The sequence below is a fragment of the Pseudoalteromonas 'SMAR' genome (assembly GCF_048515945.1).
In the GTDB taxonomy this organism is placed as follows: domain Bacteria; phylum Pseudomonadota; class Gammaproteobacteria; order Enterobacterales; family Alteromonadaceae; genus Pseudoalteromonas.
This window is the reverse complement of record NZ_JBLWMW010000003.1, coordinates 138,045-159,736: the sequence shown is the minus strand read 5'-3', so window position 1 is coordinate 159,736 and position 21,692 is coordinate 138,045. Positions and strand designations below refer to the sequence as shown.

15 protein-coding genes are annotated in these 21,692 nt (G+C 46.0%); 13 read left to right on the top strand and 2 right to left on the bottom strand.

Annotation, left to right across the window (positions count from 1 at the left end; genetic code table 11):
* The first annotated feature begins 6 nt into the window (after positions 1–6).
* The 4 genes from ACNKW2_RS02750 to ACNKW2_RS02735 all read left to right on the top strand — a co-directional run bounded on the left by ACNKW2_RS02750 (position 7) and on the right by ACNKW2_RS02735 (position 5,095).
* On the top strand, positions 7–612 hold the full coding sequence (locus ACNKW2_RS02750) for a hypothetical protein (RefSeq protein WP_336566609.1): 606 nt from the start codon (positions 7–9) through the stop codon (positions 610–612).
* 180 nt (positions 613–792) lie between these two features.
* A complete protein-coding gene (locus tag ACNKW2_RS02745) occupies positions 793–1,074 on the top strand; it encodes a hypothetical protein (protein WP_419147181.1) in 282 nt (93 codons plus the stop codon).
* Between the two features lie 333 nt (positions 1,075–1,407).
* Positions 1,408–4,188, top strand: a complete 2,781-nt coding sequence (locus ACNKW2_RS02740) for a collagenase (RefSeq protein ID WP_419147180.1) — start codon at positions 1,408–1,410, stop codon at positions 4,186–4,188.
* A gap of 184 nt (positions 4,189–4,372) precedes the next feature.
* The gene (locus tag ACNKW2_RS02735; RefSeq protein WP_419147179.1) at positions 4,373–5,095 is read left to right on the top strand and encodes a type 2 periplasmic-binding domain-containing protein; all 723 of its coding nucleotides are present in this window, start codon (positions 4,373–4,375) and stop codon (positions 5,093–5,095) included.
* A gap of 2 nt (positions 5,096–5,097) precedes the next feature.
* Here the strand turns inward: ACNKW2_RS02735 and gloA are convergent, their stop codons facing one another.
* Positions 5,098–5,538 (bottom strand): lactoylglutathione lyase, encoded by a 441-nt coding sequence (gene gloA / locus ACNKW2_RS02730; protein WP_419147178.1) that lies wholly within the window; start codon positions 5,536–5,538, stop codon positions 5,098–5,100.
* Positions 5,539–5,871: 333 nt separating this feature from the next.
* On the opposite strand from gloA, the gene ACNKW2_RS02725 reads away from it, so the two are divergent.
* The 6 genes from ACNKW2_RS02725 to ACNKW2_RS02700 all read left to right on the top strand — a co-directional run bounded on the left by ACNKW2_RS02725 (position 5,872) and on the right by ACNKW2_RS02700 (position 13,156).
* Positions 5,872–6,933: a DUF2066 domain-containing protein gene (locus tag ACNKW2_RS02725; protein ID WP_419147177.1), complete on the top strand. Its 1,062-nt coding sequence runs from the start codon at positions 5,872–5,874 to the stop codon at positions 6,931–6,933.
* A 1-nt stretch (position 6,934) separates the two neighbouring features.
* Positions 6,935–7,639 (top strand): DnaA regulatory inactivator Hda, encoded by a 705-nt coding sequence (gene hda / locus ACNKW2_RS02720; protein ID WP_419147176.1) that lies wholly within the window; start codon positions 6,935–6,937, stop codon positions 7,637–7,639.
* 83 nt (positions 7,640–7,722) lie between these two features.
* Positions 7,723–8,703: a phenylalanine--tRNA ligase subunit alpha gene (gene pheS, locus ACNKW2_RS02715; protein ID WP_336566601.1), complete on the top strand. Its 981-nt coding sequence runs from the start codon at positions 7,723–7,725 to the stop codon at positions 8,701–8,703.
* A gap of 13 nt (positions 8,704–8,716) precedes the next feature.
* Positions 8,717–11,104 carry a phenylalanine--tRNA ligase subunit beta gene (pheT, locus tag ACNKW2_RS02710; protein ID WP_419147175.1) on the top strand — a complete coding sequence of 796 codons (2,388 nt, stop codon included), beginning with the start codon at positions 8,717–8,719 and terminating at the stop codon, positions 11,102–11,104.
* Positions 11,105–11,106: 2 nt separating this feature from the next.
* A complete protein-coding gene (gene ihfA, locus ACNKW2_RS02705) occupies positions 11,107–11,406 on the top strand; it encodes an integration host factor subunit alpha (RefSeq protein WP_010377997.1) in 300 nt (99 codons plus the stop codon).
* 142 nt (positions 11,407–11,548) lie between these two features.
* Positions 11,549–13,156, top strand: a complete 1,608-nt coding sequence (locus ACNKW2_RS02700; protein ID WP_419147174.1) for an EAL domain-containing protein — start codon at positions 11,549–11,551, stop codon at positions 13,154–13,156.
* 38 nt (positions 13,157–13,194) lie between these two features.
* Here the strand turns inward: ACNKW2_RS02700 and ACNKW2_RS02695 are convergent, their stop codons facing one another.
* Positions 13,195–14,817, bottom strand: a complete 1,623-nt coding sequence (locus tag ACNKW2_RS02695) for an alpha-glucosidase family protein (protein ID WP_419147173.1) — start codon at positions 14,815–14,817, stop codon at positions 13,195–13,197.
* A 639-nt stretch (positions 14,818–15,456) separates the two neighbouring features.
* Between ACNKW2_RS02695 and ACNKW2_RS02690 the strand changes: the two genes are divergently transcribed.
* From ACNKW2_RS02690 to ACNKW2_RS02680, 3 genes are all read left to right on the top strand, one after another.
* Positions 15,457–18,252, top strand: coding sequence for a TonB-dependent receptor (locus ACNKW2_RS02690; protein WP_419147172.1), 2,796 nt, complete (start codon positions 15,457–15,459; stop codon positions 18,250–18,252).
* Positions 18,253–18,320: 68 nt separating this feature from the next.
* Complete coding sequence (locus tag ACNKW2_RS02685; protein WP_419147171.1) at positions 18,321–19,817, top strand: tryptophan halogenase family protein; 1,497 nt, start codon at positions 18,321–18,323, stop codon at positions 19,815–19,817.
* Positions 19,814–21,664: a glycoside hydrolase family 13 protein gene (locus ACNKW2_RS02680; RefSeq protein WP_419147170.1), complete on the top strand. Its 1,851-nt coding sequence runs from the start codon at positions 19,814–19,816 to the stop codon at positions 21,662–21,664. The genes ACNKW2_RS02685 and ACNKW2_RS02680 overlap by 4 nt, the downstream gene beginning before the upstream one ends.
* The last annotated feature ends 28 nt before the right edge of the window (positions 21,665–21,692 follow it).

The following is a 21,692-nucleotide window of genomic DNA, read 5'->3' as shown; positions in this document are numbered from 1 at the left end:
ACGCTTATGGCAAGGAACGAGGAGTTAAACAACAAGGTGACAAGCGATAACTTTACGCGGTTCCTCGATGGCTGGATGAATCGATTAGCTGGCGCTGGGGCAAACAAGTTACCCAAAGACAGGCAATTATTTTGGCAGCAGGTTTCCAGCCTGTGCGCCTTAGACTTGCGCCAAGGTAGCCCATTATTAGGGTTGAGCCAGGATGCTGAATACAGCACGTATCTTATTTTAACCACCTTACTCTATACTAACAGCCTGTTTGCTGATGATGACTTCATCGTGGCCTATGGTATTCCTAGCAGTTTAATGCTGTCGCAAGGTGGCGATACAGCAAATATCAATCAGGCGTTATTAGATTCATTGCAGCTAAGTCAGCCATTAATGCTGATCTGTGAGAACATGGAACACTGCAGCTATAACACCAAAGTACATCAGGTGCTTAGCGCAGCTAATCCCAATTGGCATGAAGTAAAAGCTGAGCTATCTAGGCCACTTACTACTGATAACGACCAGCAGCTGAGCAGTAAAAGTGATGAAGCCTACTTTGCTCCTTTTTTGGCACAGCTTTTTAGTGGCAGACAAATAAAAGCACAATTACACGTGTTTCAATAAATACATTTATGGTGATCGTAAGCAGTATCACTGAGGTTGAAAAAGTGCAGTTTCCGTTTTTGTTAGTCGTTTTTAAATGACAACCAAAGGAAATATTTTGCAAACAAAAGTGCATGGACTTTGTGTACCCCCTTGCTAAACTCAGCGATAAGTAAAAAATCTTTAGATGTGCGGTGAATTATGAGTTTATTGAAGTCTGCATTAGTTAAAGCACTAAAGAGTAAAGCAACCCAACAGGCTGCCTCTGTAGTTATTGATAAAGCAGTAAAGCAAGGCAAAGCGTACTTGAATAGCCAAGAGGACAGTGGCCAACAAAACGATACCGATCAGCTATTACTGGGCTTACAGCACCTTTTGGCTAAAAAACCCGCCGATGGAGTGTATTCAATCGCGCTATCGCAATTTCAAGTGCGGGTAACCATCAACCGTGGCGCCATTACAAAAATTGATAAAGTTGAATGACGACATCAATCACGACCCTACATATCCCCAGTATCATTAATAATAAAACTATTAGTAAATAAATTACAGCAGTTATCGTCTTGCCTATAAACCATAGAAATAGGGGCTGCAACCAACATCGTGATGATTAGCTTGCCTTAACAGCAAAACGACGTCGCAGGTTGTAAAGCGTCTCCATAGAGAGCTTTAGCTTCTCCCGTTTATGAACAGCAATGCTTATCAGACTAACGCTATTCCATTTGGTTATATAAAATATATTGTATACATTGTGTATTTAATGTTAAAAAGCTAAGGCCCAAATGGGTTTGGATACACAACATGTAAAGGTTCGTTATGAAATATAAAGTACTTACGCTGGCAATGATGGCCAGTGCAATGGGCGCAGCTCATGGCGCCGAGAAATCAATCTATAAACCGCTGTCACAGCCGCTTCAGGCTGTGCAGCAACTATCCCATGGTCATGAACACAGCGCAGAGCGAGACGATGAACAGGCTCCGCTGGCAACTCGGACAGATACTGGGCATTTGATTACGCCATTCCACCTTACTCAGCAGCTGGCTAACACTGCCGCGCAATCATCGTTTTGTGATTTAGATAGCCTTGCCAATGCCAGCTCAAATCAACTGGTGGAGTTGGTAAAGGCACAAGGTAGTGGTTGTATTAATGACTTGTTCTCTGCATCGGCAGCCATTCAAGTGGGTGTCTTTAATTCTAGTAACATGGAGGCCGTGGCTACCGCTGCGAAAACGCTGTCACAGAATTATACTGGAAGCGGTAACAATCACTTAGAAACACTCTTCTTGTTTCTTAGGGCTGGCTTCTATGTTGAGTTTTACAATGACCAAGTGGCTTTTACTGCTGAAATAAAAGCGGCAGTAAAAGCAGCTGTGGATGCTTTTGTGGCCAATCAGCACTTTTATGCTAACAATAATGCCCACGGTAAGGTGTTGGCTGAGGTGATCATCACCATGGATTCGGCAGAGTTACAACATACTTATTTGGGGGTAGTTAAAAGCTGGCTTAGTAAATGGAATGACAGTTACGCTCAACATTGGCACATGCGCAGTGCCGTCAATGGTATTTTCACCATTTTGTACCGTGGTCAATGGAACCCTGACTTTGTTGAGCTGGTAAGAAAAGATCAACAGTTAGTGACCTTGCTGGGCACATTTACTGCCCAAACTTGGATGGTGAACTCGGATTCTGAATACTTAATTATTAATGCGGCCAGTGAACTGGCAAGATTGAAGTTGTATGCAGGAGCTCCCATACAAGCTGCCGTGGATCAAGAACTTAAAGACCTATTTTCGCGTTATCAAAGTTATGGCTTTGGTGATGGTATTTGGTTAGCAGCGGCAGATGTGGCCTCGTACCATGGTGATTGCAGTCAATTCAACATTTGTGACTTCGATAAAACACTCGAAGCCAAGGTGTTAGCTCAGCAGTATAGTTGCAGCGACACCATTAAAATTCGTGCCCAAGAACTCAGTGATATACAGCTCGATTCCGCATGTCAGGCGATGGGAGATGAAGAGCTGCGTTTTCATACCATGCTAGAGACAGGGCGTGTGCCAGTCAGCGATGACTACAACGACTTTCTGCAAGTGAATATCTTTAATAGCAGCGCTGATTATAAAAAGTACGCCAAAGCCATTTTTAAAATCAACACCGATAATGGCGGGATGTATTTAGAAGGGACACCCAGTGATAGTAACAACATTGCTAACTTTGTTGCCTATGAAGCGGGTTACGCTAAGGCCGAGCATTATATTTGGAATTTAGAGCACGAGTATGTGCATTATTTAGATGGTCGTTTTGATCTATATGGTGATTTTAATGCACCAACTCAGCCAATTGTATGGTGGAGTGAGGGAGTGGCGGAATACATTGCCAAGCTGAATGACAATCAAGCGGCATTGGATACCATATCCGACGGCTCGGTGTATTCCTTACAACAGATCTTTGCAACAACGTATGAGGGATTTGATCAAGATCGCATTTACCGTTGGGGCTATCTGGCGGTGCGGTTTATGTATGAACGCCATGTTGGCGAACTAAAAGCCATGCGCCAAGAGACTCGCTCTGGAAACTGGCAGGCTTATCAGCAGCGTGTTAACCGCTGGGCGAGTGACTATCAAGGTGAGTTTGAGCAGTGGACACAAACGCTGGTGGCAGGCGATGAGAATCAACCACCAACGGCACAAATTAATGGTCCCTATCAAGGGCAAGCCGGCACGGCCATTCAGTTTTCCAGTCAAGGCAGTATAGACCCTGATGGCGATAGTCTTAGTTACCTTTGGCAGTTTGGTGATGGCACGCAAAGTCAGGTAGCAAACCCGAGCCACAGTTATGACCAAAGTGGTGAATATCAAGTGCGTCTAACGGTGTCTGACCCCAGTGGTTTAACACACAGTGATAGCACTACAGTGGTGGTGCAAGCATCTGATAACCAGCAATTACAATCTGGCGTACCCGTGAGTGTATCGGGGCAACAGGATCAGCAAGTGGTCTATCAGGTAGCCGTACCAGCCGAGGCAACTAATCTTCTGATAACCACGACATCGGGTACCGGTGATGCTGACCTGTATGTCAAAGAGGGGGCAGTACCCAGCTTATCTGACTTTGATTGCAGACCATACCAAGGCGGCAATGAGGAGGTGTGTGAAATAGTAGAGCCGACAGCAACCGAGTATTACATAATGCTGCATGGTTATAATGACTTTAGTAATGTCTCACTCACTGCTCGTTATACAGTGGCTTCAAATGTGGAAGATATTTGCCAAAGCCAAGGCAGCGTATCTTCTGGGCGTTTACGCGACGGTGAAACAGTTTGCTTAGGTAACCAAGCACCCATGTGGTTTAGTTTAGAAAACGTCAGTGCTCAACAGTCCGTAATGATAGAAACTGCACATGGCAGTGGCGACTTAGCACTGCAATACAGTAACCAAGGCTGGCCTAACGAAAGCAATGTCGACGCCAGCTCGTTTAACTTGGGCAACAAGGAGTGCATTATGCTTGGGCAGCAGGCGAATTATTGGGGCTATTTAAAGGTCTCGGGTAACTCCAATGGTGCTGCACTTAAGGTGGTGTATAACGAACAAAGCTGTCAGTAGCAGGCTGATGTTTATCTTTACTTGCTAAAGATGTTATTACTTTGTAAATTAAGGGGCGTTGTGCCCCATTTTTTTTGCGGGTTCGCAAGCCAAACAAGATAAATCGGTCATAATATAGATTGTATTTTAGTCGCACTGATCAGAGGGGCACAGTTTGCTGAGGATCCGGATTACCATCATACTTATGGCAGTATTAAGTGGCTTTTCAGCAGCGGCTACAAGCCAACTAACGCTCTATATCTACCACCTTAAACCGCCCTATGTCATTGATTTAGAAAAGCGCCAAGGCTTATATTTTGACATAGCCAAGCTACTCAACGAGTCATTAGATGCAGCCGAAGTCCGTGTGCGCTTTGTGCCCCGCAAGCGTATCAATCGATTGCTAGCCGCAGGCAAGCTCGATGGCATGGTGTTAGGAGTAAATCCTAATTGGTTTGGCGATCCGCAGAAACAAAAATATCTCTGGAGTAGCCCCATTATGTATGACACCGACGAGTTTGTTTCCCACGTCGATCAGGCATTTGAATACATTCATCCCGTTTCGCTATATGGTAATCAAGTTGGGGTGATCTCGGGCTATTATTATCGTCACCTCGAGCCCGGGGTGAAAGCGAACAAAGTAGAGCGGGTTGATGTTAATTCTGAGCAAGCGCTACTAGAAATGGTGATGAAAAAGCGGGTTACTTTGGCCATTGTCAGTCGTTCTACGGTTGAGTATTTGGTGGCGAAAAACGCCTGGCCTGAGGTGTTTTATTTTTCTCAACTACCACATGAAACCTACTATCGCGCGATTATGGCGCCGCACAGTGAAAGGCAAAACTTTAAAATGCTCGAAGACTTGCTCAGTGATAACGCTTTTCAAGCAAAGCTGGTGACTTTGCTGAAAAGCTATCATTTGGTCTATTAACGCTACCAACTGCCCGTGTTTGGCATAGACAGCCAAGGCTCAGCAGGCTCAAGCGACTTACCTTGTTGTAATAACTCGATGGAGATGCCATCTGGCGACTTTACAAATGCCATATGGCCGCAGCGAGGTGGACGGTTAATAGTGACCCCCGCGTCTTGTAACTTCTGGCAAAGCGCGTAAATATCCTCAACGGCGAAGGCCAAATGACCAAAGTTGCGACCGCCATCATATTGCTCCGGGTCCCAGTTATAAGTGAGCTCAAGCGTTGGCGCATAAGTGGATTCGGCTTCGGCTAATTGCTCAGGCGCTGCGAGGTAGACCAAGGTAAAACGGCCTTGCTCGCTATCATGTCGTTTTACTTCTTTTAGTCCCAGTAGGTCACAATAAAAGTGCAGTGAAGCTTCTAAGTCTTGAACACGAACCATGGTATGTAAGTATTTCATTGCCTCTCCGGTAGAAAATATGTCGGTTACAAAAGCACAGTGTAGCAACTTTGCTACTGAAAAACTCAGTGCCAGCGTTATTTGGCTACTGTGGTGCGGTGAGTTCAGTTACGTCATACATCTTCATAAAAGGAGTAGCGTAAATGCAGCGATATAATGAGTTGCCCGCTGGTGTCGCTCGCAATTGGCTAGACAAAGTGCCGAGTTATTAAGTCACTATCTAGGTAAAGTGTGTTGTTATCTTTCATCTTTTTGCGATTTAACAGGATCACGCAGTTGTTTTTGCTTTACTTACATGATTGTTTTAGGATCAAGCTTTATAGATACGAAAACATGGATACTATGGTCATCAGACTGATTTTCATATTGCTGTTTTGTTGCTCCATGAGTGCACCAGCCGTAGAAGTGCAAAAGCTGTATGAAGCAACTCTCTCGGTAAGCGACAAATCTCGAGCCACCCGTGCTGAGGCAAGCCAACAAGCGCTGTTAAAAGTACTACAAAAGTTGACTGGCAAAGCTGATGATTTTTCTCATCCCTCAATTCAAGCGGCCATGAGACGTATTTCGGATTACATGTTGCGCTATGAATACGTTGATCGCAATGGAGAAACCAAAATAACGGTGGAGTTTGAGTCGGGAAAAGTGGAAGAAATGGTGACCGCAGCGGGGTTACCGCTTTGGGGCAACCGCAGGCCAATGGTGGCCATTTGGTTAGTAATTGAAGACAACCTTAGAAGAGAATTTGTTACCCAAGAAAGTTACCCGCAATTAGAGCGACTAATTTACGATACCGCTGACGAGTGGGGGGTGCCGGTGGTGGTGCCATTAATGGATTTAACCGACCGCAGTAATGTCAGTATTGCCGAAGTTTGGGGTAACTTCTCGCAGCCCGTGGAGCAAGCTTCATTGCGCTACGAAGCAGAGAGAGTGATCACCGCGCGCTTGTTTCAACCGCCTTTTTCTAATTCCTGGCAGCTTGACTGGCGTTATACCGATGCCGAATTTTTCCAACCCGAACAGCTGGTGGGGGATAAACAGCAGGTGATCATCGATATGGTGAATCACCTTTCAAGTGCACTGGCTCGCAAATACGTCATCGATCCCACGCAAAATGACACCATGCACACGTCCACCGTGGTGGTAGAAAGGTTAGCCACGTTTAGCGATGTGGAATTAGCTAAGCGGCGACTTATGTCGATGAGCACGGTGGTGGATGTGGATGTCATATACCGCGCCGGTGACACCATAAAATTTGTTATCACACACAGCTCAAGCGTGTCGGATCTGCGCAAAACCATTAATCTGGAGCAAAGTTTTGATGAGTACCAAGACCCACGAGCGTATTATCAGGTAAGTGATAACAATAATCTTAAATACGTGTGGGTAGGGCAGTAATATGGATGCTCCACGTCAAATGGCGCTGCCAGTGACTTTGCCCGATGATGAAACCTTCAGTTCGTATTTCGGTGGTGAGGCTTCATTAGAGGTCAATCATTTAAAGACGGGATTACAGCAGCGCCAACAAGGTTTTCAATATACCTACTTATGTGGCCTAGCCGATTCTGGTAAATCGCACTTGCTGTATGCCACTTGCATCGAAGCCCAAGAAATGGGGTTATCGACAATATTACTCTCTATGCGAGAAGTGATTGATTATGGACCTTTGGTGCTCGATGGCTTGGATGCGCTTGATGTTGTGTGCATTGATGATGTCCATTTAGTTGCCGGTGATGCGGCATGGGAAAAAGGTTTATTTAATTTCTTCAATCGCTTTAATGAAAAAGGCAAGTGCCTAGTGGTGACCGCAGATTTATTGCCAGCCATGCTCAACCTGTCATTACCTGACCTCGAATCACGCCTGGCGTGGGGCACTACTTTTCAAATCCGCTCCATGAGTGATGATGACAAAGCCGAAGCGTTAGTGAAGCGAGCGAATATGCGTGGCCTTGAGTTATCGGATGAATGCGCGCGGTTTTTATTGACGCGACTGAGCCGCGACATGCGCGCGTTGCTCGAAGTATTAGATAAACTTGACCACGCTTCTATGGCTGCGCAAAGAAAGTTGACCATTCCGTTCATAAAAGCCACTTTAAAGCTCTAACAGGGCTGGAATATCCCCTTGCAATTCAGTTATCATAAGGGATTAAATAACAGCAAATTACCTCAGCAACGATCAGGTAGACAATGAATTTAGAAAATATTTTAGCGCAAGCGCTGGAAGCCGTAGATAAGGCAAGCGAAATAGCGCACCTTGAGGAAGTTAGAGTTAACTACCTTGGTAAAAAAGGTGAGATCACTGGGCTTTTAAAAACCCTAGGCAAATTAGCGCCAGAAGAGCGTAAAGAAGCCGGTCAAGTTATCAACCAAGCCAAGACGCAGGTGCAAGACGCCATCAACGTCAAGCGTGAAGCCTTGGCGAATGCGGCTTTGGAGAAAAAACTGGCAGCAGAGACCATTGATGTCACCTTGCCTGGACGCACTATGCCTAGTGGTGGTTTACACCCTGTGACCCGTACCATTGAACGTATCGAACAGTTCTTTGGTGAGCTTGGATTTGCTGTTAAATCTGGCCCAGAAGTGGAAGACGACTTCCACAACTTTGATGCGTTAAATATTCCGGCGCATCACCCGGCGCGTGCTGATCACGATACTTTCTATTTCAACCCTAAGTTGGTGTTACGGACGCAAACCAGTGGCGTTCAGATCCGTACTATGGAAGCCGAGCAACCACCGCTTAGAATTATTTCGCCAGGTCGCGTATACCGAAATGACTACGATCAAACTCACACCCCAATGTTCCACCAAGTGGAAGGGTTGATGGTCGACAAAAACGTTAGCTTTACTGAGCTGAAAGGGATCTTGCACGATTTCTTACGTAACTTTTTTGAAGAAGATATGGAAGTGCGTTTTCGCCCTTCATACTTCCCATTTACAGAGCCTTCAGCTGAGGTAGACGTAATGGGTAAAAACGGCAAGTGGCTAGAAGTGCTTGGCTGTGGCATGGTGCATCCCAATGTACTGCGCTCGGTAGGCATTGATCCTGAAGAGTACACAGGTTTCGCCTTTGGTATGGGGGTAGAGCGATTAACCATGTTGCGTTATGGCGTAACAGACTTAAGAGCTTTCTTCGAGAACGACTTAAAATTCCTAAACCAATTCAGATAAGAGCGATACAAGTATGAAATTCAGTGAACAGTGGTTACGCGAGTGGGTTAATCCAGCAATTGATACTGAGGCATTATCTGAACAGCTATCAATGGCTGGTTTAGAAGTAGATGGTATTGATGCTGTTGCCGGTGACTTCCAAGGCGTTGTGGTTGGTGAAGTAGTTGAATGCGGTCAACACCCAGACGCAGACAAATTAAAAGTAACAAAAATCAATGTTGGTGATGATGAGCTGCTCGACATCGTCTGTGGTGCAGCAAACTGTCGTGCAGGGCTTAAAGTAGCGGTTGCGAAAGTAGGCGCGGTACTCCCTGGCGACTTCAAAATCAAAAAAGCCAAGCTGCGCGGTCAGCCGTCACACGGCATGTTATGTGCATTTGAAGAACTGGGTATGGCAGAAAGCTCAGAAGGTATTTTAGAGTTACCAGCGGATGCTCCAATTGGTCAAGATATTCGCCAGTACTTTGGCTTAGACGATGTTACTATCGACGTTGACTTAACGGCGAACCGCAGTGATTGCCTAGGTATCAAAGGGCTTGCACGTGAAGTTGGCGTATTGAATAGTTTCGATGTCACGGCTGTGGAAATTACCCCAGTGACACCAACCATTGATGACAAAATCAGCATTGAGTTGGTCAACAGTGAAGCCTGTCCACGTTATCTCGGTCGCGTTATTAAAGGCGTCAATGTGAAATCAACCACACCGCTTTGGATGGTCGAAAAGCTCCGTCGTTGTGGCGTACGCTCCATTGATCCAGTGGTTGACGTCACCAATTATGTGTTACTAGAGCTCGGCCACCCAATGCACGCGTTTGATTTAGACCAAATTGAAGGCGGCATTAAAGTTCGCAATGCCAATGAAAACGAAGAGCTGGTATTGCTTGATGGCAATACTGCAAAATTGAATACCTCAACCTTGCTTATTGCTGACGATAATAAGGCACTGGCAATGGCGGGGATTTTTGGTGGCGAGCAGTCGGGCGTCAACACAGAAACCAAAGATATTTTATTAGAAAGCGCGTTCTTTGCGCCGCTGGCTATTGCCGGTCAAGCACGTAGCTACGGCCTTCATACTGATGCTTCGCACCGCTACGAACGTGGTGTTGACCCTGAGCTACAGCGCGATGCCATGGAAAGAGCAACGGCCTTGTTACTTGACATTGTTGGCGGTGAAGCGGGCCCTATCGTTGAGGCTGTGTCACAACAAGACCTACCTGCGCCACGCCAAGTGAGCTTACGTCGCGAGCGCCTTGACCGTGTTATTGGTTATCATATTAACGATGATAAAGTCACGGACATCCTAACCCGTCTAGGGCTAGCCGTCACCTATGCAGACAACCAGTGGCAGGCAGAAGTACCAAGCTACCGTTTTGACATCAGTATCGAAGAAGATTTGATTGAAGAAGTCGCACGGGTGTTTGGTTATAATAATATTCCAAATGTGGCGCCGACGGCAAAGCTTAAGATGACCGATCACAAAGAAGCGCGTTTAGGCACTTCGCAGTTCAGAAATGAGCTGGTAAGTCGTGGTTATCAAGAAGCGATCACTTATAGCTTTGTTGATCCTAAGGCACAACAGCTGTTGCACCCAGAATCAGAAGCATTAATCTTACCGCACCCCATTTCAGTCGAAATGTCGGCGATGCGCGTCAGTTTAATGACCGGTCTGATTAACGCGGTTTCTTACAACCAAAATCGTCAGCAATCGCGGATCCGTTTATTTGAAACGGGTCTGAAGTTCAACCAAGACCAAGCCGCGGAAAACGGCGTACGCCAAACTCCTGTGATTGGCGGTATTGTCTATGGTAATACCCATAATGAGCATTGGTCTGTGCCTTCACGCAAAGTGGACTTTTTTGATGTCAAGGGCGACGTTGAAGCGTTATTGGCATTGTGTAACGATAAATCGCGCTTTAGCTTTAAAGCAGAAGCCAGCGATGGCCTGCACCCTGGCCAATCAGCCGCTATTTATGCCGATGGTAAAAAAGTGGGCTTTGTCGGCGCGGTGCATCCACAGTTATTAAAGCCATTAGAGCTGAAAGATACGCCATTTGTGTTCGAAATCGAACTGGCGGCACTTGAAAATCGTCAATTACCTGAAGCAGTTAGCATCTCTAAATTCCCATCAAATCGCAGAGATATTGCTATTTTAGTTGCAGATGACGTAAAAATAGGCGATATTTTAGAGTGCATTGAGAAAGTTGGCGGAAATCAATTAGTTGACCTAAACTTATTCGATGTGTACAAAGGGCAGGGGGTTGAACCTGATCACAAGAGTTTAGCCATTGCTCTGACACTACAAGCCGTTGATAGAACGCTCGAAGAGAAAGACATCAACGCGGTGGTAGAAAACGTGGTGGCCGAACTGGCCAAACAATTCAATGCATCGTTGAGGGACTAGATATGGCGCTTACTAAAGCCGACATAGCTGAACACCTATTTGAAAAACTGGGGATCAATAAAAAAGATGCCAAAGACTTAGTTGAAGCGTTTTTTGAAGAAATCCGCTCAGCGCTAGAAAACGGCGAGCAAGTGAAGCTTTCCGGTTTTGGTAACTTTGACCTTCGTGATAAGAAGGAACGTCCTGGTAGGAACCCAAAGACGGGGGAAGATATTCCTATCTCTGCGCGACGCGTGGTGACTTTTCGCCCTGGGCAAAAGTTAAAAACCCGTGTTGAGGTCGGCACCAGTAAAAACTTGTAGCACTGAAAAAAGCCTTGGCATGACTGCCAAGGCTTTTTTACTTTCAGGGGCTTTTGCTCAAGCTTGCTTTAAGTTGCAATGCTATTGTCATAAATGCTAGCTACACTCCTCGCTGATTGAGTTTCTATGGAGTGACGAGCTTATGCGAGGAGTACACTCCTTAAGCAAGTTAGTAAAAAATATCTTTGCCGCCTGGCTGGCATGTAGTTTTATTTTTGCCATTATGGCCGCATTGGCTTATGTGCATCAAAAAGAAACAGCTAAATCGAACCTTATTGCAGTATCGAATCGCATTGTCGCTGACATAGATAAAGAGTTCGCGGTAGTAGACGATACTCTCAAACACGCAGTTAACCTTTCACCTAACTGTGATAACGCCAGTCTGCAGTACATGCGTCGCCTGGTGTTCGCTAATCCAGGCATGAGTGAGATTGGTGTGATAAATCCAAACGGTGAGCTGGTTTGTAACTCCTTTGGTAAACTCAACCCTCCTGTAGCGACTACCATGCCAATTAAACAGCCTGGTTTGCGCTATTACGGTCCAATCATTACGGACTACTTAGAGCTCCCCGCATTTGTACTTGCACGGACCAGAGCTGATGGTTATGAGGTCAATGTCCTAATGCCAGATCATTGGTTGAAAACTGCATTAGACATTTCTTCACACCATAATACCGATTTTGTTGCCCTGGTGGATAATCGCACCGGGGTACCCGTTTTTCTCAATGGCGACTATTCGCTACCGTTAGGGCGAAGCTTATTTCCACAAGCCAACTCAACGGTGGTAGAAAGCCGCTTTGATGATGGCCAGGTGAAGTTTGCCTATGTCAGTCCGCTTCCCAGCTTGACTCAAATGAGCTTGATTGTTGCAAAGAACGATGCTGAACTCATCGCGATAAGCTGGATTTGGGTATTGAGCTTAGTATTGGTCTACCTTGTCTCTTGTGTTGGTCTGACGTTACTATTGAATAGCTATGATAAGCGCCAACTCAGTAATAAGGCTCAAATTATCAAAGCGCTGAATAACAGTGAATTATTTAATGTATATCAGCCGCTGGTGGATGTCAGTCGTGGTGACATCGTTGGGGTTGAGGTGCTGATCCGGTGGCGTCACCCTATTGAAGGGGTACTGGGGCCGGCGTACTTTATCCCAGAAGCGGAGCGTGATGGCACCATTTTAGATATCTCTATCGCGCAAGTTGAGCAGGCCATGGCAGAGCTTGCTGACCTTGCTCAGTCGCAGCCAGATTTTAAAGTGTCTTTTAATGTCAATGGCTTATTGCTCAGCTCAAAACGCTACATTGATACCTTGCTGGCAGCAAAAATGGCATTGCCATGCATCACCGTGGAGTTGACTGAGCGTGATATGCTCACCCAAGGTCAGATAAAAACGGTACTCAATGAGCTCAAGCGCGCCGGTATTGAAATTGCGATTGACGACTTTGGTACCGGCTACAGTGGCTTACAGTACTTACAAAGCTTGCCTATTGATTTGTTGAAGATTGACCAAAGCTTTGTCGCGTCGATTGGCTTAGACACTTTACAATCACCGGTATTGTCGGCGGTTATCGACATGGCTGAAAAGTTAGACAAAAAGTTGATTGCGGAAGGGGTTGAAACCATGGCACAAGCAGAATACTTACGTCATCGCGGCGTTACTGTTCACCAAGGCTGGCTGTATCACCGCGCGCTGACTTTAGAAGGGCTACTTAGTACACTGGCAGAAAAGAACAAAAAAAGAGCGGCTTAAGCCGCTCTTACCAACTCACCAGGGAAAATCGTTTCTTTTTACTCAACCACGTTAGCGAAGTAGCAACCGTAACTGGCCAGCGTCAGCACATCGCCTTGTAACTCACCACTTTGATGCTTTAATTGGCAAGGCTCAGCTTGGGCTGTTGTTAGGTTAACCTGCTGCGGTTCTGCCGCTAGATTAAAGACACACAATAATGTCTGCTCATCAGCTTTACGATAGAAAGCTAAGATTGGCTCTGGTGTGTCAATAAACTCAATATCACCGGTGCGTAATGCCACTTGCTGGTTGCGCCACTGCATAAAGGCTTGATAGTAGCTTAAGGTCGACTCTGGATCGGTAGATTGCTCTGCGACCGCTCTATTTAGGTGACTTTGGGCCAGTGGTAACCAAGGCTCGCCGTTACTAAAACCGGCCTGGTTTTGCTCTGCACTCCAAGGCATTGGCGTTCTGCAACCATCGCGGCCTTTAAAGTTAGGCCAAAAGGTAATACCGTATGGGTCTTGCAAATCTTCAAAGCGCAATTGCGCTTCCCCCAGACCCAGTTCTTCACCCTGATACATACAGACGCTGCCCCGTAATGATGCCAACATCGCCGTGAGCATTTTTACCTGCTTGTCATCGACAATATTGTCAGGCGCCCAACGACTGGCCACGCGCTCAACATCGTGATTAGAAAACGCCCAACATGGCCAGCCCTCAGTCATCACAGACTCTAATCGAGCAACGGTTTCTTTAATGTAGCTAGCACTGTAATCATTAGTCAGCAGCTCAAAACTGTAACCCATGTGAAGCTTATTACCATCCGCAGTGTACTCCGCCATAGCTTGCAACGAATCTTCAGCACTGATCTCACCTAGGCTTACGGTGCCTGGATAGCGCTCAAGTAAGGCACGGATCTCTTCCATAAAGGTTAAGTTTTCAGGCTGGGTATTATTGTAATAATGATATTGGAACGCGTAAGGGTTATCTTCACTGAAACCGCGACCTTGACGTAAGGCTTCTGGTTTCGCTGGGTTGTCGCGCAATGCTTTATCATGGAAGCAGAAATTAATCGCGTCCAAACGGAATCCATCTACGCCTTTTTGCAACCAAAACTCTACATTGTCTAGCACCGCCTGTCTTACTTCAGGGTTATGAAAGTTCAAATCTGGTTGTTCGGTTAAAAAATTGTGTAGATAATATTGGCAACGGCGCGGCTCCCATTGCCAAGCAACACCACCAAAAATAGAAAGCCAATTATTCGGTGGGCTACCATCGGGTTTGGCATCGGCCCAAACATACCAATCTGCTTTGGGGTTGGTTTTGTCTTCGCGGCTGGCAACAAACCAAGGGTGTTGATTTGAAGTGTGACTGAGCACCTGATCAATAATAATTTTGATGTCGCGCTGATGCGCCTCAGCAATCAATTGATCAAAGTCATCAATGTTACCAAACATAGGGTCGATATCACGGTAATCACTAATATCGTAACCAAAGTCTTTCATGGGCGATTTGAAAAAAGGGGAAATCCATACGGCGTCTACACCGAGTGACTTGATGTAATCAAGGCGTTGAATAATTCCTTGTAAATCGCCAATACCGTCGGCGTTGCTGTCTTGGAAGCTGCGCGGATAGATTTGATAAATAACTGCGCCTTTCCACCACTGATGATTTGCCATGCACTTTCTCCAACCTGTGTGCGTCTTTATTTTGTGGCAGTGAAGTACGTTGGCTGAAACGACCGATACGCTTCCACTGCTATATTAGTTGCCCAAAGAATACGCCAAGGTGGTTGGGGAGTAAAAAAGCTGCATACGTATGCAGCTTTTTTGTAGCGAAAATAACGACCTGACTAAGGTAGGGTGATGGGTGATATTTTCATTTACCAATTTTTGGCGAGTTACGCCGCTTGCTAAGAATAAAAGGGCAAACCCAAGGATTGATTGGTAAGACCAATTGCACGAAAATGAATTTCACTCGCTTATCGGTGACTTATTATTGGTAAAATAGGGTCAGAGTAGCGACTTTAGGTTAAGATTTAGTGAATTTTAATCAAACATAAAATCACCATCGGACTTCTGTCCTACTAAAATAAAAGTTGTATTATTCCAATAAGTTAAATGTTTTCAGTGTAAAAAAGCTGTAAATATATCGCGCTTGAACTAGCTTTGAATACGTATGCATAAAGTTGTTTACAATTTTAATCAACCGCTAGTATTTGTCTGACAACAATAGTGCGCGTTCGTTTTTTCATCATTCAAGCACGCCTGATGCGAAAAACCGGCACACAACAATATGGTTAATTGGGATAAAACATTATGTCTAAGTTCAAACCTAGTCTACTCACGTTGGCATTGATCTCAGCAGGTATGAGTCAAGTGGCCTTTGCGGAAGAGCAATCATCCACCTCAGAGGAAGAAAAGAAAAAAGTTGAGGTGATTGAAGTTAAAGGCTTCCGCGCGAGTGTCGTTCAATCTATTAATACTAAGCGCTTCTCGGACGCAGTGGTTGAGTCTGTTTCTGCCGAGGACATTGGTAAGTTACCCGATTCTTCAATCGCAGAGTCGATTGCACGATTACCAGGTTTGACCGCTCAACGCCTTGATGGTCGCGCCAGTAAAGTATCAATCCGTGGTTTTGGTGAAAACGAAAGTGCCACTACCTTTAACGGTCGTGAGCAAGTATCTATTGGTGATAACCGTGGCGTCGAGTTCGACCTTTATCCATCTGAAATCATGAGCGGTGTTACCGTATACAAAACCCCAAGCGCAAACCTAGAAGCGGAAGGGATTGCCGGTGTTATCGACATGCAAACCGTGAAGCCGCTAAGCACAGATGAACGTGTAATGCAGGTTAACCTAGGTTATGAGCAAACTGGCTTTGACAAGTTAAACCCAGATGGCAACGACAGTGGCCTGCGTGGCACTTTCTCATTTATTGACAAATTTGCCGATGACACTATTGGTGTGGCGTTTGCCTTAACCACCATGACTTCGCCTAACCAAGAGAAGCGTTGGAATGCTTGGGGTTACCCTGAGTTTGAAGGCAACGACGGTCAAACGTACTCTATTTTAGGTGGTGCTAAGCCATTTGTGCGTTCATCAACTCTTGAGCGTGACTCGGCTATGTTAGTGGTAGAAGCGGCACCGACCGATCGTCTATCTATGGTGTTTGATGCCTTATATGTTGACTTCACTGACGAAAAAATCTTGCGTGGTATTGAAGTACCATTCGCTTGGGGTCAAGGGTCTATTTCGGCAGCCAGCGCTACGGTTGATCCTGAAAGTGGCTTTGTTACCAGTGCGGTAACGGAAGGGCAACGCGTTGTAGTTCGTAATGACTACGAAGACAGAGACGCAGAGCTGACCTCTTTTGGTTTTAACGCGGCGTACGATTTATCTGACAACTGGCAGCTAGAGTTTGATGCCAGTCACTCAAGTGTGGAACGTCAGATTTGGAGCTTAGAGAGTTACTCAGGTACAGGTCGTGGCGATGCTCGTGGCCAAGCAGATAACCTAGGTTATGCCTTTGCCTCTGGTAATACCGGTGCTGTATTCTCACACCAATTAGACTATGGTGATTACGATCTAATGAAGATCGGTGGACCATTAAGCTGGGGCTGGAGCTCGGCGCTGAATGAAAAATACGGCGTTGTTGGTACGGATTACGAAAACCAACTACAAGATGGCTTTATTAATGCACCAACGGTGGAAGACGAATTAAGCTCACTAAAATTAGCAGCTAAACAGTCACTTGATAACAGCGTTTTGAAATCAGTCGAGTATGGCTTGTCATACCGTAACCGCGAGAAGAGTAAAGATTCTGAAGGTTACTTCATGACGGTAGGCAGCTTCTCATACCCAGACAACCCTGGCATGTTAACGGTGCCAGAAGAGTACCGCCTAGGCACAGCAAACCTTGACTTTATTGGCATGGGTAACATGATTGCCTACGACTCGCGTGCCATGGTCGCCGATGGTCAGTTTGACCTGTTAGCGGAAAGCTTGACGAACTCTAGCCACGCGACTAAATCTTGGTCTGTTGAAGAAGAAGTCATGGCCGCTTACGTTCAAGTTGGTATCGACTATGAACTATCAGGCATGCCATTAACAGGTAATGCTGGTCTGCGTTATGTCAGAACTGAGCAAAGCTCAGATGGCAATGCCTTTGATACCATCGACGGTAAAGTGGTTACGTCACCGACGTCAGCAAGTCATGACTACTCGCATTTACTACCGAGTGTCAACTTGTCACTGAAGATAGACGAAGACCAAACCGTACGATTTGGTTATGCGAAGACGATTTCACGTCCACGATTGGATGAAATGAATGCCTCTTTCAGTGCATCTTACAACCAACAGCCGGATGACAATGGTAACTACTGGAGTGTTTCTGGTGGTAACCCAGAGCTTGAGCCAAAAGAAGCAACAGGCTTTGATTTAACGTATGAAAACTACTTCAGCCCAGAAGGTTACTTCTCAGCGGCCTACTTCTATAAAGATTTATCATCGTGGATCTTTGACGGTAACTACCAAGTTGATCTTACCGGGGTTGCCGATCCGGCCACAGGTAACGTACCAGCCAACAGCATGGGTACCGGCAGCGGTAAAGTAAATGGTGGTGGTGGTGACCTAAGTGGTTACGAACTGGCAGTAACGCTACCGTTTAACATGTTCCATGACAGTCTTGAAGGCTTTGGTTTAATTGCCAGCCACACTGGTGTCGATTCTGATATTGAAGACCAAAATGGCAATGAATACGAGCTACCAGGTCTATCGGATAAAATCCAAAGTTTCACGCTTTACTATGAAAACTATGGCTTCCAATTCAGAACCAGCATGCGTAAGCGTAGCGACTTTAAAGGCGATGTGTATGGCCTAGGGTTTGATACAGTGCAAGTGGATATTCAAGGTGAAACCATTTGGGATGCTCAAATTGGATACGACTTTGCCGAAGGTGGCTTCGAACAACTGGAAGGTCTAGCGATTAACTTCCAAGTGCAGAACATCACCGAAGAGCCATTCACAGCATTGTCTGGTGATAACGCCTTGCAAGTTCGTGACTACCAAGACTACGGTCGTAGTTACATGCTTGGCGTAAGCTATAAGTTCTAATTAGAACAAGCAGATGAAAAGCCCTTGTCTATAATTGCAAGGGCTTTTGTGTATTTGGGGACAGTGAAATGCAGCAGAAAATAAATAATGTGGTGATACTTGGTGGTGGTACGGCCGGTTGGTTAAGCGCCGCGTTACTCTCAAAAATTATGGGGGATACCATTGCCATTACCTTAGTGGAGTCAAGCAAAATTGGCACAGTAGGGGTCGGTGAAGCAAGTATACCGCCAATGGTCGATTTTAATCGTGCCTTGGGTATTGATGAGCGTGAGTTTATGCGCAAGACTCAAGCCACCATTAAACTGGGTATTGAGTTTGAAGGCTGGGGGCAAACTGATAGCTGCTACATGCATGCATTCGGCCAAATCGGTAAAAACTTTCCCTTTTGCGATTTCTATCATTTGTGGCTGCAGGCTCAGCAAGCAGGAGCACAAGACAGCTTATGGGACTTTTCCTTAAACTACCAAGTCGCTAAAGCCAATAAATACGCTCACCTTGATAAAGTCCCCAATACCACGCTGCCGGGTTTGTCTTATGCCTACCACTTCGATGCTGGGCTGTATGCTGAATTTTTAAAGTCGCAATCCAAGGCCAGACAGGTAAAACACGTGGATGGTGAAGTCGAGGAAGTGGAAGTGTGCCCACAAACCGGTGAGGTTACGGCTTTGCGCCTCACTGATGGTAACACTATTGCGGGAGACTTTTTCATTGATTGCAGTGGCTTAGCGGCGCTGTTAATTCAACAAACCCTGCATGTTGGTTACCATGATTGGTCACACTGGTTGGCAGCAGACAGTGCCTTTGCGGTGCCTACCACGTTAACGGATAACAACATCGCCCCTTACACCCGCTCCATTGCCCACTCTTGTGGTTGGCAGTGGCACATACCGCTACAAAATCGAGCCGGCAACGGCATTGTGTTTTCGAGCCAATTTACCAGTAATGATGAAGCGCTGAGCACCTTAGAGGATAACCTTAAGGGAGAAAAGCTGGCCGAGCCGAAACTGATTAAATTTAAAACCGGCATGCGGCGTCAGCAATGGCATAAAAATGTTTTTGCGGTGGGCCTCTCCAGTGGCTTTTTGGAACCTTTGGAGTCAACCAGCATTCACTTAATTCAAACCGCCATTATTCGTTTGATAAAACACTTTCCTAAACATGGTATTGACGCACAATTAGTGGCGGCGAGCAATGCCGACTTTAGCCGCGAGATGGAGCAAATAAGAGACTTTATTATCCTGCATTATAAAGCGACTACACGGGATGACAGTGCTTTCTGGCGCTGGTGTCAACAAATGGAGGTCCCTGAACGTCTGAGCCATAAAATAGCCCTGTTTCAACAGAGTGGTCGCTTGTTTCGTGACCCCGATGATCTCTTTACAGAAGCAGCATGGCAGCAAGTACTGGTGGGTCAAGGAATAGAGGCCACGGATAACCACCCATTGGCACAACAGCTTAGCACCGCGCAGCGACAAGAGCTGTTTAGCAGTTTAAAACAGATCTATCAAAACTTAGTCACTGAGCTGCCAGACCATCAGACATTTTTACAAAGGTATTTATCATGAATAAATTCAAAAGTTGGATGCGCTTAGCGGCTTTCAGTGTGCTGGCCTTCAGTCACTTTGCCAGTGCCACCACAGTAAAAGTGGAGCCAGCCAACTGGTGGGTGGGTATGGCTCACGACTCGGTTGAACTGCTGATCCGAGGCGACGATATTCAAGGGACAATGTGGCAATTACAGCCTTATGAGGGCGTAGAAATTGCGGCGATTAATTTTGGCGACAGCCCCAACTACGCGTTTGTCACACTAGACATTGCTGAACATGCGGTTGCCGGCGAGCTGACGCTATTAAACCAAGATAAAAACCTTTCTTTTAGTTACCCATTATTGCCGCGAGAACAGGGCAGTCGCACCCGTCAGGGCTTTTCCAGTAAAGACGTCATTTATCTTATTAACCCAGATCGCTTTGCTAATGGTGACCCTAGTAATGACTCTGTACCTGAGATGATTGAGCAGGCAAAGCCAACATACCGAGGTGGTCGTCATGGTGGCGACTTACAGGGGGTGATTGACCATCTCGACTATTTGCAGACTATGGGGTTCAGTCAAATCTGGATGACCCCAGTGCGCGAGAATAACATGCCCAGTTATTCCTACCATGGCTATGCCATGACTGACTTTTATCGGGTGGATCCGAGAATGGGCAGCAATGAATTATACAAAACCCTAGTTGCTGAGGCGAAAAAACGCAACATAGGGATCATTATGGACATGGTGCTTAATCACAGTGGCAGTGAACACTGGTGGATGAAAGACAAACCGACTCGTGATTGGATTAATTTTGGCGGCCAATTTACTGGTACCAGTCACGCCAGGCAAACAGTGCAAGACCCGCATGCCAGCGAATACGACAAACGCCGATTTGTTGAGGGCTGGTTTGTGCCAACCATGCCTGATCTCAATCAGCGGCAACAGCACATGGCCAACTACCTTATTCAAAATGCCATTTGGTGGATAGAATACGCTGGCCTCAGTGGCATTCGCGTGGATACCTATTCTTACTCGGATAAAGCTTTTCTGGCAAACTGGACCGAGCGGATCATGAAAGAATACCCCAATTTCAATATTGTCGGCGAAGAGTGGACGTCAAACCCGGCAATAGCGAGTTATTGGCAGGCTGGCAAGGTCAACAAAGACGGCTATACCTCAAGCTTACCGAGCGTGATGGATTTTTCATTGCAGGAGGCATTGATCCAGGCCTTAAACGAGGAAGAAAATTGGAATACTGGTTGGGTCAAAGTATATCGTTCCATCGCCAATGACTTTCTCTATCCAAACCCAGATAATCTTTTGGTGTTTGCCGACAACCATGACATGAGTCGAGTGTATAGCCAGCTCGGTCAAAGTTTAGAAAAAACTAAGATGGCAATGGCATTATTACTGACCACACGAGGTATACCGCAAATCTACTATGGTACCGAGGTATTATTGGATAATACGCCTTCGAACGACCATGGCGATATTCGCATCGATTTTCCTGGAGGTTTTTCAGGCCAAGACAGCGATGCCAAGAGTGGACAGGGGCTAAGCGCACCGCAACAGCAGATGCAATCGTTTACCCGTAAACTGCTGCACTTGCGTCGGCAAAACCCAGCCTTACAGCATGGCAAACTCATTCATTACAGTCCATTTGATGGCATTTATGCCTACGTGAGGCAGAGCCCTGAGCAAACACTACTGGTATTGCATAACAAAAACCCGCAAGCAACCCAAATAGAGCTTGGCCGTTTTGTCAAGCACCTAAAGGGAGTTCAGCAGGCAACTGAGCTATTAACCAGTGAGGTGGTTAAGCTAGAACAAACACTCACTGTTGCGGCCATGACCTCGAACGTCTTGCTATTAGAAAATTAAGTGGCAATGAACAGGCCCTTGAATACGT

Excerpts from the sequence above, each read along its gene's own strand:
- ACNKW2_RS02750 (WP_336566609.1), top strand. The coding sequence starts at position 7 with ATGGCAAGGAACGAGGAGTTAAACAACAAGGTGACAAGCGATAACTTT.
- ACNKW2_RS02745 (WP_419147181.1), top strand. The coding sequence starts at position 793 with ATGAGTTTATTGAAGTCTGCATTAGTTAAAGCACTAAAGAGTAAAGCA.
- ACNKW2_RS02740 (WP_419147180.1), top strand. The coding sequence starts at position 1,408 with ATGAAATATAAAGTACTTACGCTGGCAATGATGGCCAGTGCAATGGGC.
- ACNKW2_RS02735 (WP_419147179.1), top strand. The coding sequence starts at position 4,373 with ATGGCAGTATTAAGTGGCTTTTCAGCAGCGGCTACAAGCCAACTAACG.
- gloA (WP_419147178.1), bottom strand. The coding sequence starts at position 5,538 with ATGAAATACTTACATACCATGGTTCGTGTTCAAGACTTAGAAGCTTCA.
- ACNKW2_RS02725 (WP_419147177.1), top strand. The coding sequence starts at position 5,872 with ATGGATACTATGGTCATCAGACTGATTTTCATATTGCTGTTTTGTTGC.
- hda (WP_419147176.1), top strand. The coding sequence starts at position 6,935 with ATGGATGCTCCACGTCAAATGGCGCTGCCAGTGACTTTGCCCGATGAT.
- pheS (WP_336566601.1), top strand. The coding sequence starts at position 7,723 with ATGAATTTAGAAAATATTTTAGCGCAAGCGCTGGAAGCCGTAGATAAG.
- pheT (WP_419147175.1), top strand. The coding sequence starts at position 8,717 with ATGAAATTCAGTGAACAGTGGTTACGCGAGTGGGTTAATCCAGCAATT.
- ihfA (WP_010377997.1), top strand. The coding sequence starts at position 11,107 with ATGGCGCTTACTAAAGCCGACATAGCTGAACACCTATTTGAAAAACTG.
- ACNKW2_RS02700 (WP_419147174.1), top strand. The coding sequence starts at position 11,549 with ATGCGAGGAGTACACTCCTTAAGCAAGTTAGTAAAAAATATCTTTGCC.
- ACNKW2_RS02695 (WP_419147173.1), bottom strand. The coding sequence starts at position 14,817 with ATGGCAAATCATCAGTGGTGGAAAGGCGCAGTTATTTATCAAATCTAT.
- ACNKW2_RS02690 (WP_419147172.1), top strand. The coding sequence starts at position 15,457 with ATGTCTAAGTTCAAACCTAGTCTACTCACGTTGGCATTGATCTCAGCA.
- ACNKW2_RS02685 (WP_419147171.1), top strand. The coding sequence starts at position 18,321 with ATGCAGCAGAAAATAAATAATGTGGTGATACTTGGTGGTGGTACGGCC.
- ACNKW2_RS02680 (WP_419147170.1), top strand. The coding sequence starts at position 19,814 with ATGAATAAATTCAAAAGTTGGATGCGCTTAGCGGCTTTCAGTGTGCTG.